Below are 16,047 nucleotides of genomic sequence, written 5' to 3'. Positions count from 1 at the left end.
GCTGCGAAGCAGTCGCAAGATTCTGGGGTCGCTGCGCAACCCAACGGGGGCAAGCCCCCTCGCCACAAAAGCTCCCTGCCCCAGAAACTCCATTTGCCACAGAAGCTGCCTTCCACAGAAGCTCCACCTGCCGCAGACGCCCCTTCCCACAAGTGTGGTGCTTGGCCACTGATTACAGCGGCAACCCGGCCTTCACCCGATATTGATTTCTCACTGGCGTCGCATATTGCAGCACCAGGTACGGGCGGTGCTCTTCAGGGCAGGCCTGCAACCGGCTTTGCCATTCTTCCTGAGCCTTGGCCAGTTCGTCCGCTGCAAACACCTCGGCGGCTGTCGGCACTTGCAGTTGCGGGTCGGCGTCCTGCCATTGCGCGTAAGCCAGGTAATGCACCGGGAACAACCGGTAGCCGCCGAGAATCTGCTTGTCCATTTCGACCGCCAATTGCTTGGTGTCGTCGAACAGCTCGGTGATCGGCGCGGCAAAGTTCACGTGCACCCGGCCCTTGTAGCCGGTAATGCCCTTGGCAATGCTGACGTCATCTTCGCCCGGCGCCTTGTTGTACGTGCCGGTGGTGGCGCGGATGAACAATTCGCGGGCCTTGGCCTGATCGCACGGGTCGTATTCATAGCTGATCGACACCGGGGTCAGGTTCAGCGACTGAATCACTTCGCCGAACGGCTCGTCCTTGCGGCTCATGTGGAACATCTTGAGGATCGCCGACTCGGTACGGTCGTCGCCGTCCTTGGCCCGACCTTCGGCCTGAGCGATCCAGATCGACGCGCAATCGTTGCGGATCGAGTGATTGATGTAAGCCGACAGCAACTGGTACGCGGCCATTTTCTCGCGACGCCCGGTGATCGAGCGGTGCACGATAAAACTCTTGTTCAAACGCATCAGGTCGCTGACAAAAGGCTTTTGCAGCAGGTTGTCGCCGATGGCAATGCGCGGCGTCGGCAGGCCGGCGTGGTACACCGCATAGTTGACGAAGGCCGGGTCCATGACGATATCGCGGTGGTTGGCGATAAACAGATAGGCGCTGCCGGACTTGAATTGCTCGACCCCGGTGTACGTCACGCCGTCGGTAGCGCGCTCGATGGTGTGGTCGACGTAGACTTCGACTTTGTCTTGCAAAGAGGCCACCGAATTGACGCCGGCGAACTCACGGCGCAGTCGATGAGCTATAAGAGGTTTGAGCATCCAGCCGAAAGCACCGGCGTAACGCGGGAAACGGAAGTGAATGAGGATATCTAGAAGCGCCTTGTCGCCGAGCAGCCGCGCCAGCACCGCTGGGACTTCGCTGTCGTCGTAAGGTCGGATGGCATCGAATTCGCCCATCATGCTCTCTTGTTAGAAACGGCTAGGGTAAGTAAAGGTTTTGATCGAAAACCAACAGGGCAAGGTCTGAAAAAAGTAACTGGACAAAAATAGCCCTGCAAATAGACCGGCGATTATACGCACAAGTCACCTGGGAGACCGCGATGCTGGAAAGCGCTGAGTATGAATGTCCGTATTGTGGGGAAGCGGTAGAGACAACGGTGGATTTGTCCGCAGGTGATCAGACCTATATCGAGGACTGTCAGGTGTGCTGCCGGCCGATAACCTTTGTGCTGCAGGTTCATGGCGAGGAATGGCACCTCGAAGTGTTCAGCGAAAACGAATAAGGGGCGCCCATGCAGCGAATCTACGAACCGGAAAACCTCATGGAAGGCGAGCTGCTGCAAGGCATGCTCGCCAGCGAGGGGGTCGAAGCGCATCTGGTGGGGCGCGATTTGCTTGGCGGCACCGGGGAATTGCCGGTTTTCGGCTTGCTTGGTTTGTCGGTGGATAACGACCAGGCCGACTACGCCCGCGAGTTGATCGCCGCGTACAATGCCGCGCTGCCGATGCCCGGTGATGAACCGGAAAGTTTTCCCGGCACGCTGGTCTGTTAGGCTGGCGTTCGTTTTATTGAGAGTCGTGTTGCCCCATGTGTGGACGTTATGCCCTGTTTCGCTGGAACCCCGCCTTCGCGGCCCTGCCTGGCTTCCCCGCCGATCAGCAGGCCCAGTGGAATATTTCCCCCAACGATTCAGTGTTGATGCTGCGCGCCGGCGCCGACGGTCAGCGCGAATTGGCCCGTGCGCGCTGGGGCCTGACGCCGCCGTGGCTGACCGACCTGTCGCGTACTCCGGCGCATGCCCGCGCCGAAACCGTGGCCGAGCAACCGATGTTTCGCCAGGCGCTGCGCGAACGCCGTTGTCTGCTGCCGGCGAATGGTTTCTACGAATGGCGCGGCAACCAGCGCAAACGCCCGTACTGGCTGACGCCGGGGGAGGGCTCGGCGCTGTTTTTCGCGGCGATCTGGGAAGCCTATCCGGTGCAGGAACAAGTGTGGCTGAGCACGGCGGTCATCACTCAAGCGGCGGCCAGTCAGCGGCGGCCGTTGATTCTGGACGAGGCGGGACAAGCCGCGTGGCTCGATCCTGAAACCCCGTTGCACGTGCTGCAAGGCTTGCTCGCGGGTGAGCCGGCGGCGCTGCGCGAACGCGTGCTGGCGAATCTGGTGAATGATCCGAAACTCAACGGCCCGGAGTGTCTGACTCCCGGTTAGCCATTGATCGTTGCCGCGTGGGAACGATCGGTGGGGTGCGCACGTCTGAGATTTCCTGTCGGGCGCAACGCCTTTTCTGAAAGTGCGTGTTACACGTCTGTTGTATCTGGCGCCGATACAATTCAACCCCTACGATACGCGGCATCTTTCAGGGAGATTTTTGATGAACAAGACTTTGGTTGTAAGCGCACTCAGCGCAGCCTTGCTGCTCGCCGGTTGTCAGTCGGTCAACACCACCAGCGGCGGCGCCGTCGGGGTTGAGCGCAAGCAGTACATGTTCAGCATGCTGTCGAGTCAGGAAGTCGACCAGATGTACGCGCAGTCTTATCAAAAGACTGTCGGCGAAGCGACAACCGCCGGCGTGCTCGACAAGACCAGCACCGATGCCAAACGCATTCAGGCGATTGCCAACCGGCTGATTGCCCAGGCACCGAACTTCCGCCCGGATTCGGCGCAGTGGAAGTGGGAAGTCAACCTGATCAAAAGCGATGAGCTCAATGCCAACTGCGGTCCTGGCGGCAAGATCATTTTCTACACCGGTTTGATCGACAGCCTGAAACTCACCGACGATGAAATCGCCGCGGTAATGGGCCATGAAATCGCCCACGCCCTGCGCGAGCACGGTCGTGAAGCGATGTCGAAAGCTTATGGAATGGAAATGGCCAAGCAGGGCGCGGGTGCTTTGTTCGGTCTGGGCAAGGACAGCCTGGCGCTGGCCGATACCGTCGCCAACTATGGCATGACGTTGCCCAACAGCCGTTCCAACGAGAACGAAGCCGACCTGATCGGCCTGGAACTCGCAGCACGCGCCGGCTACAACCCGAACGCCGCAATCACCTTGTGGAACAAGATGAGCAAGGCTTCGGAAGGTTCGCCACCGGAGTTCATGAGCACTCACCCGGCGTCGACCAGTCGCATTGCTTCGTTGCAGGCGGCTATTCCGAAGGTCATGCCGCTGTACGAGAAAGCGCCGAAGTCCTGAGTTGTAGCGACTGCCGCCATCGCGAGCAAGCTCGCTCCCACATTGGATCTCTGGTGTACACAGACCCTGTGGGAGCGAGCTTGCTCGCGATGAACGATAACGCGGTCTACCGACTTACCCCGTCAAACCCACCCACTGCTCTGCATCGCCTTGTACACCGCGACAACCGCCAGCACCAGGAACGCCGACGCCGCCAACCGGCGAATCAACGTCAACGGCAATTTGTCCGCCGCAAAATTACCCGCCAATACCACCGGCACGTTGGCAATCAACATGCCCGCCGTGGTGCCGATAATCACCAGCCACAAATCCGGATATTGCGCCGCGAGCATCACCGTCGCGACTTGCGTCTTGTCGCCCATTTCGGCGAGGAAAAACGCAATCAACGTGGTCAGGAACGGCCCGAACTTGCGCGCGGTGCTCGCTTCGTCATCGTCCATTTTGTCCGGCACCAGGGTCCACAAAGCCGTCGCGGTGAAACTCGCAGCGAGAATCCAGTGCAGCGTCGCATTCGAGAAGAAACTGCCAAACCAGGCACCTACCGCACCGGCTGCCGCGTGGTTGGCCAGGGTGGCGGCAACGATGCCGGCAATGATCGGCCAGGGTTTGCGGAAGCGCGCCGCCAGAATCAGCGCGAGCAATTGCGTCTTGTCGCCGATTTCGGCCAAGGCAACGATCGCAGTGGGAACGAGAAGAGAATCCAGCATCAGGGTTTTCCTAAGGGGCGGGTCGACACGGCTATGACACGTACGACCTCCCCGCCCCGGGTAAGGTGTTCGTGTCATAGGTCTTGTCAAACCCTGGCGATCCGTCTGTGCGGACGCTTGGGTCGCATACGCCATGGTCTGTTGACCAAGTATGTTGACGTATGCCGGACGAGCATGGCGCTCGTGGGAGACTACTCCCCTAGGACGGAGCGGATTCTGCCTAGGCAAATCCGTTTGGGCAAGCCTCTTTTTTAAAAGAGTTTTTAGCTGCGTTTGGCCCGGTAGATTCGGAAACCCTGACCTTCAGCCTTGATCGCGCAGACCCCGAGGTGCTCCTCGATCAGCGGTTGATACTTCAAAAAGCTGTTGGCGACTAACCGCAGTTCGCCACCTTTTTTCAGATGTTTGGCCGCTTTTCGCAACAAGTTCTCGGTGGCGAAATAATCGGTGTGCACCCCGACATGAAACGGCGGATTGCTCAGAATCGCGCTCAAATCCATCGGCGCCGCATCAATTCCGTCACCGGTAATCACCTCGGCTTCCAGGCCGTTGGCGGCCAACGTCAGACGACTGCTGGCGGTGGCAAACGCGTCGACATCAAGCAACGTCACCTGATTGTGTGGATAACGCCGTTTGACCACTGCGCCCAAAACCCCGGCGCCGCAACCGAAGTCGAGCAAGTGGCCGCTGGGCAATTTATCCAGGTGTTCCAGCAACAAAGCGCTGCCGCGATCGAGGCGACCGTGACTGAATACCCCCGGCAGGCTCACGACTTTCAGCGGACCTTCGGCCAGTGGCAATTCGTATTCCTGCGCCAGACTTTCCAGCGATTTCGCTACCGGAGCGTTGGCCACGGTGACCAGCCACAGTTGGCAATGGCGTGCGCTGTCGAGTTTGCGCGGTTTACCGAACGGGTTGAGTTGCTTGGCGGCGCCTTCGATGCCGCTGCGTTTTTCCCCGACCAGGTACAGCTCGCGTCCGGCCAGCCGCGAGGCGAGGGCGTTGAGAATGTAATCGGTCAGGTCTTTGGACTTGGGCAGAAACACCACCGCCGCGTCGAACTCGCGTTCCGGCGCGTTCACGCCAAAGTGGCTGCGCTCGGCGAAACGTGCGTCCAGCGCCGCTTGATCGCCGGCATGCCAGCACCAGCCGTGAGCATCGGGCAGGCGGCCGAGCAAATCGTCGGCGGGCAAACCGGCGAGCAACAGCGAACCTTGAAACAACTCGGCCTGACGAAGCAGTACTTCACTGCGCGGATCCATACTCTGCCCCTTGAAAAAAAGTGCGGCAGTTTATCAACTGACGACCCGCAGCGCTGTACCGCTGAAGAAGGCTTGGGTGTTTTCGGTCAACTGGCCAACGATCCGTTGCCGCGCTTCGCGACTGCCCCAGGCGTTGTGCGGGGTGACGATCAACCGCGGGATGTCTGCCGCCAGCAGCGGATTGCCGTTGACCGGCGGCTCGACGCTCAAGACGTCCGTGGCCGCACCGCCCAGGTGACCGTTGCGCAAGGCATCGGCCAGCGCCTGTTCGTCGATCAAACCACCGCGCGCGGTGTTGACCACGAAAGCGCCGGGTTTCATCGAGGCCAATTCGCGTGCGCCGATGAAGTGGCGGGTGTGTTCGTTGAGCGGGCAGTGCAGGGTCAGGGCGTCGATTTGCGGCAGCAATTGCTCCAGCGGCAAACGATCCGGGCGCGCCGGGCGGCCGGGAATCTGCCCGAGCAACACGCGCATGCCAAACGCTTCGGCCAGCCGCGCCACAGCGCCGCCGAGTTCGCCGTGGCCGAGCAAACCGAGGGTTTTGCCCTCTAGTTCAACGATCGGGTAATCCAGCAGACAGAACTGTTTGGCCTGCTGCCAACGACCTTCGCCGACGGCTTTCTGGTAATCGGCCAAGCGTGTGGCGAGGTTCAGTAACAGCATGATCGTGTGCTGCGCCACCGATGGCGTGCCGTAGCCCTGGCAGTTGCAAACGGTGATGCCGTGGGCACGCGCGGCGGCGAGGTCGACGTTGTTGGTGCCGGTGGCGGTGATCAGGATCAGCTTCAGATCGGGGCTGGCGGCGATGGCGGCGGCGTCGATGAGGATCTTGTTGCTGATCGCGACGGTAGCGCCCTTGAGGCGCTCGATTACCTGGTCCGGCGTGGTCTGGGCGAACAGTTGCAAGTCGCTGAAGCAGTCGCGCAAAGGCGTCAGGTCAAGGTCACCGAGGTCCAGGGACGGGTGGTCGAGGAAAACGGCGCGGCGAGAGTTCGTCATCAACTGTACCTTTTGTGCAATGAACTGAAGGCGTAACCTGCCGAGCCTACCAGATGAAACATATGGTTACTCATAGCTGCACTGGACCCCGATTTTGAAGCAGGCGGTCTTTTGTGGCGAGGGGGCTTGCCCCCGTTGGGACGCGAAGCGTCCCGCGTTTATGAGTCATCAGGTTTCATCAAAGTACCGAGTGAACCCATTTACGACTGCTGCGCAGCCGAACGGGGGCAAGCCCCCTCGCCACGGGTGCGAAGTTTTTCCGAGCTAATGTTGATTGCCTGCCCCAAAGGACCCGCCATGTACTGGACAGAATTCTTGACCGTCGCGCTGATTCACTTGCTGGCCGTGGCCAGTCCCGGACCGGACTTTGCTGTGGTGGTGCGCGAAAGCGTGACCCACGGTCGGCGCGCCGGGACCTGGACTGCGCTGGGTGTCGGCAGCGCGATTTTCCTCCACGTCGGCTATTCGCTGCTCGGCATCGGCCTGATCGTGTCGCAATCGATCGTGCTGTTCAATGCGTTGAAATGGGCCGCCGCCGCGTACCTTTTGTACATCGGCTTCAAAGCCCTGCGCGCGCAACCGGCGAAACCGCTGGCGGACGATTTGCACAAGGAAGTCGGCGAACGCACCGCGCGTGGCGCCTTCACCTCAGGCTTCGTCACCAACGGCCTGAACCCGAAAGCCACGCTGTTTTTCCTCTCGCTGTTCACCGTGGTCATCAACCCGCACACACCGCTGGCAGTGCAGGCCGGTTACGGGATTTATCTGGCGGTGGCGACGGGCATCTGGTTTTGCCTGGTGGCCATGCTGTTCAGCCAGCAACGGGTGCGCGCCGGGTTCGCGCGCATGGGCCACTGGTTCGACCGGGCCATGGGCGCGGTGCTGATCGCCATCGGCGTCAAACTCGCGTTCACCGAAATGCATTGATCGCCCACCAGCGGTGACAAATCCTGCAAATGCTGGCGCAGAGCTAGCATTTGTACGGCTCTGCAAATCATTCCTTTGGCTGATTTGGCGGCAATCCAACGGCTTTAGAGTGCTCACCTCTCCAAGCCAAGACCGAGCAGTCAGAAAAGGGATTCTTATGTTGCAGACTCGCGTTATCCCGCCAGCCGAAGGCGCTTACCAGTATCCGCTGCTGATCAAACGACTGCTGATGTCCGGCGCTCGTTACGAGAAAACCCGCGAGATCATTTACCGCGACCAGTTGCGCTACAGCTACCCGACGCTGATCGAGCGCGTCGCGCGGCTGGCTAATGTGCTGACGGCGGCGGGCGTCAAGGCCGGGGATACCGTGGCGGTGATGGACTGGGACAGCCATCGTTATCTGGAATGCATGTTCGCCATCCCGATGATCGGCGCGGTCATCCACACCATCAACGTGCGCCTGTCTCCGGAACAGATTCTCTACACCATGAACCACGCCGAGGACCGCTTTGTGCTGGTCAACAGCGAGTTCGTGGGCCTCTATCAAGCCATCGCCGGGCACCTGACCACGGTCGATAAAACCCTGCTGCTGACTGACTTGCCGGAAAAAACCGCCGACCTGCCGAACCTCGTTGGCGAATACGAGCAACTGCTGGCGGCCGCGAGCCCGCACTACGACTTCCAGGACTTCGACGAAAACTCGGTCGCGACTACGTTCTACACCACCGGCACCACCGGCAACCCGAAAGGTGTGTATTTCACCCACCGGCAACTGGTGCTGCACACCATGGGCGTGTCGACGATCATGGGGTCGATCGACAGCGTGCGCCTGCTCGGCACCAACGACGTGTACATGCCGATCACGCCGATGTTCCACGTTCACGCCTGGGGCCTGCCGTACGTGGCGACGATGCTTGGGTTGAAGCAGGTTTATCCGGGCCGGTACGACCCGGAATACCTCGTCGAGTTGTGGCGCAAAGAGAAGGTCACCTTCTCGCATTGCGTGCCGACCATTCTGCAAATGGTCCTCAACGCCAAAGCCGCGCAGAACACTGATTTCGCTGGCTGGAAAATCGTCATCGGCGGCAGTGCGCTGAACCGCTCGTTGTACGAAGCGGCGAAGTCTAAAGGCATTCAACTGACCGCCGCGTATGGCATGTCGGAAACCGGACCGCTGGTGTCCTGCGCGCACCTTAACGACGAATTGATGGCCGGCACCGAAGACGAACGCACCACTTACCGGATCAAGGCCGGCGTGCCGGGGCCATTGGTGGAAGCGGCGATTGTCGACAGCGAAGGCAACTTCCTTCCCGCCGACGGCGAAACCCAGGGCGAGCTGGTACTGCGCGCGCCGTGGCTGTCCGAAGGTTATTTCAACGAACCGCAAAAGGGCGCCGAACTCTGGGCCGGCGGCTGGCTGCACACCGGCGACGTCGCAACGCTCGACAGCATGGGCGTGATCGATATTCGCGACCGGATCAAGGACGTGATCAAGACCGGCGGCGAGTGGATTTCCTCGCTGGACCTCGAAGACCTGATCAGCCGTCACGCAGCGGTACGCGAAGTAGCAGTGGTGGGCATCGCCGATCCGCAGTGGGGCGAGCGCCCGTTTGCGCTGCTGGTGGTCCGTGAGGGCCACGAGATCGGGGCGAAAGAACTCAAGGAACACCTCAAGCCGTTCGTCGAGTTGGGCCACCTGAGCAAGTGGGCGATCCCGAGCCAGATAGCCCTTGTTACGGAAATTCCCAAGACCAGTGTCGGCAAGCTCGACAAGAAGCGTATCCGCCTCGACATCACTGAATGGCAGGCCAACAACAGCACCTTCCTCTCGACGCTTTAAGCGCGTTTTATGCCCCGCTGGCGTGCCGAAAACGGCACGTCAGCCCCACCAAGCAAGCGCTTGGCTTGTGAAATCCGAATTTTCAGCCATCCTTGCCGTGCCGACACCTGTCGGACTGGCGAAAGGACTGTTCCAGAGTGGCCGGCAGCTGCAAATCACACTTTAGAGGGATCAAGCAGTACTACCTGCTGGCTATAGTCCGCTCAAGGATTTTTAAGAACGGAGCAAACGCACTAACGGGGCGATGCACATTGGGATTGAATTCGGGATGCGTTGGCTTCCGGTCATCCACAACGTTTTTAAAAGTACTCACTGCCATAACAATAATGCACATGGAGTAGCGTCGATGACATCAGTAAACCAGTTCTGGCGCCGGGCAAAACTGCCCCTGGCGGTCAGTCTCGCCTCTTCGCTCGCCGGGCCTGCATTCGGCGTCAGTTTCAACGTCGGTGAAATCGAAGGTCAGTTCGACTCATCCCTGTCGATCGGTGCCAGTTGGTCTACTGAGAGTCCGAACAAGAACCTCATCGGCGTCAACAACGGCGGCCGCGGCCTGTCGCAGACCTCCGATGACGGCCACAACAACTTCAAGAGCGGCGAAACCTTCTCGAAGATCTTCAAGGGTATTCACGACCTCGAACTGAAGTACGGCGACACCGGCGTGTTCGTCCGTGGCAAATACTGGTACGACTTTGAACTGAAGGACGAAAGCCGCCAGTTCAAGGACATCAGCGACAGCAACCGCAAGGAAGGCGCCAAGTCCTCCGGCGGGCAGATCCTCGACGCCTTTGTCTACCACAACTACTCGATTGCCGATCAGCCGGGCTCCGTGCGTCTGGGCAAGCAAGTGGTCAGTTGGGGTGAAAGTACCTTCATCGGCGGCGGCATCAACTCGATCAACCCGATTGACGTGTCTGCGTTCCGTCGTCCGGGCGCCGAGATCAAGGAAGGCCTGATCCCGGTCAACATGTTCTACGTCTCGCAGAGCCTGACCGAGAACCTCTCCGGTGAAGCGTTCTACCAGCTCGAATGGGACCAGACCGTTGTCGATAACTGCGGCACGTTCTTCTCGCAGCCAGACATCGTTGCCGACGGTTGCACCGACAACCTGCGCGTGCTGAACAAGCGTTCGCAGATCCCGGCGATTGCCTTGGGGCCATTGGCCGGCGCGGGCGTCAACGTCAACGAGGAAGGCGTGCTGGTACGTCGTGGCGCCGATCGCGATGCGCGCGACAGCGGCCAGTGGGGCGCGTCGTTGAAGTACATGTTCGACCCGCTGGACACCGAGTTCGGTGCCTACTTCATGAACTACCACAGCCGCGCGCCGATCTTCAGCGCCACCGGTGCGCCACAGTCGGTTTACAACACCGCTGGCGCGCTGCCAGGACCGTTCGCTGCGCTGGCGCCGCTGCTGGTCGCGGGTAACTCGAAATACTTCATCGAATACCCGGAAGACATCCGTCTGTACGGCTTGAGCTTCTCCACCACCCTGCCTACCGGTACGGCGTGGAGCGGTGAACTGAGCTACCGTCCGAACGCGCCGGTACAACTCAACTCCACCGACATCCTGTTTGCCGGCGTGCGTCCATTGGGCGGCGCGCTGTCCAACGCTTCGCTGCTCAACGGCGTACCGGGTCAGGACCTGCACGGTTATCGTCGCAAGGAAATCACCCAGTTCCAGACCACCCTGACGCACTTCTTCGACCAGGTCATGGGCGCCAGCCGTCTGACCGTCGTCGGTGAAGTGGGCGTGACCCACGTCGGCGGCCTGGAAAGCACTTCCGATATCCGTTATGGCCGTGATCCGGTCTACGGTCCGGGTGAATTGCCAGCCACCGGCACCGCCAATACCTGCGCCAACATCCTCAACGCCAGCACCATCAACGGCGCGGGCGCCGGTTCGCCACAGAACAACCGCAGCCGCAATTGCAACGACGAAGGTTTCACCACGTCCACTTCGTGGGGCTACCGTGGTCGCGCCATCTGGGAATACAACGACGTATTCGCCGGGGTCAACCTCAAGCCGAACGTGGCCTGGTCGCACGACGTCAGCGGTTACTCGCCTGGCCCTGGCGGCAACTTCGAAGAAGGTCGCAAAGCGGTCAGCCTGGGTGTCGATGCCGAATACCAGAACACCTACACCGCGAGCCTGGCCTACACCAACTTCTTTGATGGCAAGTACACCACCGTGGATGACCGCGACTTCCTCGCACTCAGCTTCGGCGTGAACTTCTAAGCACTGTTTTTTCAGGACGAACACACATATGAAAATAACAAAGAGTCTGTTCCACGCCGGTGTTCTGGGGCTTTCGCTGCTGGCGACAAGTGTCATGGCTGCGGTGCCTGCCGCCGAAGCCGACAAGCTGGGCAAAAGCCTGACGCCAATGGGCGCCGAGATGGCCGGCAACGCCGACGGTTCGATCCCGGCGTGGAAACCGCTGGCGAAGAATGCCGGCACCGTCGACAGCAAGGGCTTCCTGTCTGACCCGTACGCCAGTGAAAAACCGCTGTTCACCATCACCGCGCAGAACGTCGACCAGTACAAAGCCAAGCTTGCGCCGGGCCAGTACGCGATGTTCAAACGCTACCCGGAAACCTTCAAGATGCCGGTTTACCCGTCGCATCGCGGCGCTACCGTGCCGGATGACGTGTTTGCCGCCATCAAGAAAAACGCCACCAACACCAATCTGGTGTCTGGCGGCAACGGCTTGGAAAACTTCGAAACGGCGGTGCCGTTCCCGATCCCGAAAACCGGCGTCGAAGTTATCTGGAACCACATCACCCGCTATCGCGGCGGCAGCGTGACCCGTCTGGTGACCCAGGCGACCCCGCAGCCGAACGGCTCGTACAGCCTGGTGTACTTCCAGGATCAGTTCGTGTTCCGCGACAAAATGAAGGATTACGATCCGGCCAACCCGGGCAACATTCTGTTTTACTTCAAGCAGAAAGTGACCGCGCCGGCACGTCTGGCCGGTGGTGTGCTGCTGGTGCACGAAACCCTCGACCAGGTTAAGGAGCCGCGTTCGGCGTGGGTTTACAACGCCGGTCAGCGTCGTGTGCGCCGTGCCCCGCAAGTGTCGTATGACGGCCCGGGTACTGCGGCTGACGGCCTGCGTACTTCCGACAACCTCGACATGTACAACGGTGCACCGGACCGCTACGACTGGAAACTCGAAGGCAAGAAAGAGATGTACATCGCCTCCGACAGCTACAAGCTCGACGATCCGAAGCTGAAGTATTCCGACATCATCAAGGCCGGCCACATCAACCAGGACCTCGCACGCTACGAGCTGCGCCGCGTCTGGCACGTGGTTGCAACCTTGAAGGAAGGCCAGCGCCACATTTACGCCAAACGTGACTTCTACATCGACGAAGACACCTGGCAAGCAGCGGTGATCGACCACTACGACGGTCGTAACCAGCTGTGGCGTGTGGCAGAAGCTCATGCCGAGAACTACTACGACAAGCAAGTGCCGTGGTACGCCCTGGAAACCTTGTATGACCTGCAATCGGGTCGTTACCTGGCGCTGGGCATGAAGAACGAAGAGAAGTCGGCTTATGATTTCGGCTTCACCGCCACCACCAGCGACTTCACCCCGGCCGCACTGCGCCAGGATGGTGTTCGCTAAGCGCGCCACCCGAGAGGCCGCACCCTCGAAAAACGCCCCGACTGGTTCGGGGCTTTTTTTTGGAAGTCCATAAAGGCCTTCCGTAGCAGCTGCCGAGCAGCGCGAGGCTGCGTTCGGCTGCGTAGCAGTCGTAAAACCGGAGCGCGCGGTCTTCCTGAAACACCGCGCTGCCTGATTTCACGACTGCTTCGCAGCCGGACGCAGCCTTCGGCAGCTGCTACAGGGAATTCAGGCTGGGTTATCGGGTTGTAGTCTTTTTGTAGCCATTTGTAGCAACAACCTTCAATAGCTCTGCGTTTACCGCTAGTCTGCGGACATCTGCAACGCCGCCATCAGCCTTTCAAACAAGAGCCGGCCATGACTGATCTGTCCCCACTCGCGGGTCCTGCAAGCGTTGCCGTCGCGGCACTGGATGGCCGTTTCTTCCGGCCACCGCTGCCTGACGGCCATGTGCTGCGACCGCGTCTTTGCGAGCGCCTGAGCCAGGGGTTGAACGGTCGATTGCTGTTGGTCAGCGCCCCGGCCGGGTTCGGCAAGAGTTCGTTGGCGGTGGAGTTCTGCCAGAGCCTGCCGGCGCATTGGCAGAGTCTGTGGCTGGGCTTGAGCCCGCGCGACAACGATCCGGGGCGTTTCCTCGAGCGTCTGCTCGAAGGCCTGCAAGACTATTTTCCGCAACTGGGCAGCAAAGCACTGGGCCTGCTGAAAATGCGCCAGCGCCATCAACCCTTTGCCTTCGAAGAATGGCTCGACGGCTTGCTCGATGAACTGGCCGTGCACCTGTCCCCGAAGTCGCCGCTGTTACTGGTCCTCGACGACTATCACCTGGCCCAAGGCCCTGTGCTCGATCGCTGTCTGCAATTCTTCCTCAATCATCTGCCCGAAGGCCTGCTGGTCATGGTCACCAGCCGGCAGCGCCCGGACTGGCACCTGGCGCGGTTGCGCCTGTCGCGGCAATTGCTCGAACTGCATGAACAAGACCTGCGCCTGACCCACGACGAAGCCCTGACCTTGCTTGATCGCCACAGCAGCTCACTGCGTGGCGAAGCGTTGGAGAACCTGATCCAGCGCAGCGAGGGTTGGGTCGCCGGGCTGCGGTTCTGGCTGCTCGCGGCGTCTGAGGCCGGCAGCAACGGCAACAACAGCGCACTGCCGCAGTCGCTGCACGGCGGGGAAGGGCTGATCCGCGATTACCTGCTCGAAGAAGTCATCGATTGCCTGCCCGCCGAAGTGCAGGCGTTTCTCTACGACACCGCGCCGCAAGAGCGTTTTTGCAGCGAACTGTGCGACGCCGTGCGCGAGGCCCATGACAGCGCGGAAATCCTGCGTTTCTTGCTCGCTCATCAAGTTTTCCTCGTACCGCTGGACGAACACGGCCACTGGTATCGCTATCACCATTTGTTTTCCGATCTGCTGCGCACCCGTCCGACCACGCAGGCGTTGGTCCCGGCCGCGAGCCTGCATTTGCGCGCGTGCCGCTGGTTCAACGCGCAAGGTTTGCTCGATGAAGCGGTGGAGCAAGCCTTGCGCGCCGGGCATCTGGACGTCGCGGCAAACCTGGTGCAAAACCTTTCCGAAGAACAACTGCTGGCCGAGCAAAATGTCGGCATGCTGCTGCGCTGGAAAATGGATTTGCCCGACAGCCTGCTGATCAGCACGCCGCGCCTGATCGTGCTCTACAGCTGGGCGTTGGGGCTCGCTTGCCAGTTGGACGCCGCCGAAGAATTGGCCAATCACTTGAGCCGGTTTCTCCCTGCACCCTCGGCCACTGCGCAAAAATCGATGCTGGCGCAATGGCTGGCGCTCAGCGGAATCATTGCCCGAGGTCGCGGCCATCGCGAATTGACCTTGCTGTATTGCAGCGAGGCGCTGGAAAGCCTGCCGGCGAAACGTTACGGCCAACGCCTGATGTGCCTGTCGACCTTGTCCAACCTGGCGATTGCCGATGGCGATTTATGGCGCGCGCGCGGGTTGAATCGCGAATCGCTGGAGTTGGCGCAACGCGTCGGCAATCCGCTGTTCGAAGCGCTGGCGCATTACGACCGCGCCCGCGTGTTGCAGGCGCGGGGCGAGATTTTGCGTTCGCTGGACGAAGTCCGCCAAGGCCTGCAGCGTCTGCACGGTTTGTCGCCGCAGCGCCTGTATGCGGTGCGCGCGCGGCTGATTCTGTACGAAGGTTTCCTGTTGGCGCTGCGCCTGCAACCGCAAGCCGCGCGGTTACGTCTGCAAGCCGGATTGAGCGAGGCGCGGGCCTGTCGCGACATCAGCGTGTTGATCGGCCATTGCGTGATCGCCCGGCTCGAAGGCAACAGCGGCGAATTCGCCAAAGCCTTCGCCGAACTCGCCGAAGCCGAACGGCTGATGCACATCTGGGACGTCCCGCCGATTTACTACCTGGCGATGATTACCTTGGTCAAATGCGAATTGTGGCTGGCGCAGGGCCGCACCGATCTGGCTGAAGCCTGGCTCGCGCGACTGGGCCAGACCTACAACGGCGAACGTGCCGCCGCGCCACCGGAATTTCATCCACAGCTGCCGCTGCACATCGAATTGCAGCAAGCCTTGCTCGACGTGATCAAAGGTCAGCCGATGTTGGCGGAAGGGCGGTTGAATGCGCTGCTGGAGCATGGCCAGCAAACCGGCCGGCAGATGCTCAGCGTGATGGCGCTGACGCAGAAAATCAGTCTGTTGCTGGCAGGTGGGCGTGAGCCGGAGGCGCGCAGGGCGTTGGCCCAATCGCTGGAAGCGGCGGCGGGCGGCGTGCTGCAACCGTTCGAAGGTTTGCTGGCCGAACACCCGGACTGGCTGCGCGGGCAACTTCAACTCACTGCGCCAACCGCTGTTGCGCAAACCCTCATTGAGCAATTGCCTGCCGCCGTTGCCCGGCCTGCCGTGGAGTTATCCCCAGGCGCGGATCACCTCAGCACTCGTGAACTGGCGGTCCTGCGCCTGATCGCCCGAGGCTGCTCGAATCAGGAAATCAGCGATCAACTGTTTATTTCCCTGCACACAGTGAAAACCCACGCCAGCCATATCAACAGCAAACTCGGCGTGGAACGGCGCACGCAAGCGGTGGCGCGGGCGAAAGAACTGGGCGTGTTGCAGTGAAGCCT

Annotated in this window: 13 protein-coding genes and 1 riboswitch; of the genes, 9 read left to right on the top strand and 4 right to left on the bottom strand. The window is 60.6% G+C overall.

What is annotated here, in order from left to right:
* Positions 1–172: 172 nt before the first annotated feature.
* Complete coding sequence (locus tag BI292_RS00125) at positions 173–1,336, bottom strand: 1-acyl-sn-glycerol-3-phosphate acyltransferase (RefSeq protein ID WP_178076506.1); 1,164 nt, start codon at positions 1,334–1,336, stop codon at positions 173–175.
* Between the two features lie 143 nt (positions 1,337–1,479).
* Between BI292_RS00125 and BI292_RS00120 the strand changes: the two genes are divergently transcribed.
* The 4 genes from BI292_RS00120 to BI292_RS00105 all read left to right on the top strand — a co-directional run bounded on the left by BI292_RS00120 (position 1,480) and on the right by BI292_RS00105 (position 3,573).
* Complete coding sequence (locus tag BI292_RS00120) at positions 1,480–1,662, top strand: CPXCG motif-containing cysteine-rich protein (RefSeq protein ID WP_092278123.1); 183 nt, start codon at positions 1,480–1,482, stop codon at positions 1,660–1,662.
* Positions 1,663–1,671: 9 nt separating this feature from the next.
* Positions 1,672–1,932, top strand: coding sequence for a putative signal transducing protein (locus tag BI292_RS00115; protein WP_092278125.1), 261 nt, complete (start codon positions 1,672–1,674; stop codon positions 1,930–1,932).
* A 35-nt stretch (positions 1,933–1,967) separates the two neighbouring features.
* Positions 1,968–2,591, top strand: coding sequence for an SOS response-associated peptidase (locus tag BI292_RS00110; protein ID WP_092278127.1), 624 nt, complete (start codon positions 1,968–1,970; stop codon positions 2,589–2,591).
* Positions 2,592–2,754: 163 nt separating this feature from the next.
* Entirely contained in the window at positions 2,755–3,573 is an 819-nt protein-coding gene (locus tag BI292_RS00105; RefSeq protein ID WP_101206479.1) for a M48 family metallopeptidase, read from the top strand.
* Between the two features lie 122 nt (positions 3,574–3,695).
* Here BI292_RS00105 and BI292_RS00100 read toward each other — a convergent pair whose 3' ends face one another.
* The 3 genes from BI292_RS00100 to BI292_RS00090 form a co-directional block, all read right to left on the bottom strand.
* Entirely contained in the window at positions 3,696–4,280 is a 585-nt protein-coding gene (locus BI292_RS00100) for a TMEM165/GDT1 family protein (RefSeq protein ID WP_092278131.1), read from the bottom strand.
* An 89-nt stretch (positions 4,281–4,369) separates the two neighbouring features.
* Positions 4,370–4,492: riboswitch (yybP-ykoY riboswitch) on the bottom strand.
* A gap of 51 nt (positions 4,493–4,543) precedes the next feature.
* Entirely contained in the window at positions 4,544–5,542 is a 999-nt protein-coding gene (locus BI292_RS00095) for a class I SAM-dependent methyltransferase (protein ID WP_101206478.1), read from the bottom strand.
* 33 nt (positions 5,543–5,575) lie between these two features.
* Complete coding sequence (locus BI292_RS00090) at positions 5,576–6,541, bottom strand: 2-hydroxyacid dehydrogenase (protein ID WP_101206477.1); 966 nt, start codon at positions 6,539–6,541, stop codon at positions 5,576–5,578.
* Positions 6,542–6,838: 297 nt separating this feature from the next.
* Between BI292_RS00090 and BI292_RS00085 the strand changes: the two genes are divergently transcribed.
* The 5 genes from BI292_RS00085 to BI292_RS00065 all read left to right on the top strand — a co-directional run bounded on the left by BI292_RS00085 (position 6,839) and on the right by BI292_RS00065 (position 16,042).
* The gene (locus BI292_RS00085; protein ID WP_101206476.1) at positions 6,839–7,468 is read left to right on the top strand and encodes a LysE family translocator; all 630 of its coding nucleotides are present in this window, start codon (positions 6,839–6,841) and stop codon (positions 7,466–7,468) included.
* 157 nt (positions 7,469–7,625) lie between these two features.
* On the top strand, positions 7,626–9,308 hold the full coding sequence (locus tag BI292_RS00080; protein ID WP_101206475.1) for a fatty acid--CoA ligase: 1,683 nt from the start codon (positions 7,626–7,628) through the stop codon (positions 9,306–9,308).
* A 346-nt stretch (positions 9,309–9,654) separates the two neighbouring features.
* Positions 9,655–11,544: a DUF1302 domain-containing protein gene (locus tag BI292_RS00075; RefSeq protein ID WP_092278141.1), complete on the top strand. Its 1,890-nt coding sequence runs from the start codon at positions 9,655–9,657 to the stop codon at positions 11,542–11,544.
* A gap of 28 nt (positions 11,545–11,572) precedes the next feature.
* Complete coding sequence (locus tag BI292_RS00070) at positions 11,573–12,937, top strand: DUF1329 domain-containing protein (RefSeq protein ID WP_092278143.1); 1,365 nt, start codon at positions 11,573–11,575, stop codon at positions 12,935–12,937.
* 357 nt (positions 12,938–13,294) lie between these two features.
* Positions 13,295–16,042 carry a LuxR C-terminal-related transcriptional regulator gene (locus tag BI292_RS00065; RefSeq protein ID WP_101206474.1) on the top strand — a complete coding sequence of 916 codons (2,748 nt, stop codon included), beginning with the start codon at positions 13,295–13,297 and terminating at the stop codon, positions 16,040–16,042.
* The last annotated feature ends 5 nt before the right edge of the window (positions 16,043–16,047 follow it).

This window comes from Pseudomonas sp. 43NM1 (genome assembly GCF_002836905.1).
Taxonomy (GTDB): domain Bacteria; phylum Pseudomonadota; class Gammaproteobacteria; order Pseudomonadales; family Pseudomonadaceae; genus Aquipseudomonas; species Aquipseudomonas prosekii.
Note: the sequence above shows the minus strand (reverse complement) of the source record. Positions and strands in the feature narration are given on the sequence as shown.

Bases quoted from the DNA above. Each gene is read 5' to 3' on its own strand.
- BI292_RS00125 (WP_178076506.1), bottom strand. From the start codon at position 1,336: ATGGGCGAATTCGATGCCATCCGACCTTACGACGACAGCGAAGTCCCA.
- BI292_RS00120 (WP_092278123.1), top strand. From the start codon at position 1,480: ATGCTGGAAAGCGCTGAGTATGAATGTCCGTATTGTGGGGAAGCGGTA.
- BI292_RS00115 (WP_092278125.1), top strand. From the start codon at position 1,672: ATGCAGCGAATCTACGAACCGGAAAACCTCATGGAAGGCGAGCTGCTG.
- BI292_RS00110 (WP_092278127.1), top strand. From the start codon at position 1,968: ATGTGTGGACGTTATGCCCTGTTTCGCTGGAACCCCGCCTTCGCGGCC.
- BI292_RS00105 (WP_101206479.1), top strand. From the start codon at position 2,755: ATGAACAAGACTTTGGTTGTAAGCGCACTCAGCGCAGCCTTGCTGCTC.
- BI292_RS00100 (WP_092278131.1), bottom strand. From the start codon at position 4,280: ATGCTGGATTCTCTTCTCGTTCCCACTGCGATCGTTGCCTTGGCCGAA.
- BI292_RS00095 (WP_101206478.1), bottom strand. From the start codon at position 5,542: ATGGATCCGCGCAGTGAAGTACTGCTTCGTCAGGCCGAGTTGTTTCAA.
- BI292_RS00090 (WP_101206477.1), bottom strand. From the start codon at position 6,541: ATGACGAACTCTCGCCGCGCCGTTTTCCTCGACCACCCGTCCCTGGAC.
- BI292_RS00085 (WP_101206476.1), top strand. From the start codon at position 6,839: ATGTACTGGACAGAATTCTTGACCGTCGCGCTGATTCACTTGCTGGCC.
- BI292_RS00080 (WP_101206475.1), top strand. From the start codon at position 7,626: ATGTTGCAGACTCGCGTTATCCCGCCAGCCGAAGGCGCTTACCAGTAT.
- BI292_RS00075 (WP_092278141.1), top strand. From the start codon at position 9,655: ATGACATCAGTAAACCAGTTCTGGCGCCGGGCAAAACTGCCCCTGGCG.
- BI292_RS00070 (WP_092278143.1), top strand. From the start codon at position 11,573: ATGAAAATAACAAAGAGTCTGTTCCACGCCGGTGTTCTGGGGCTTTCG.
- BI292_RS00065 (WP_101206474.1), top strand. From the start codon at position 13,295: ATGACTGATCTGTCCCCACTCGCGGGTCCTGCAAGCGTTGCCGTCGCG.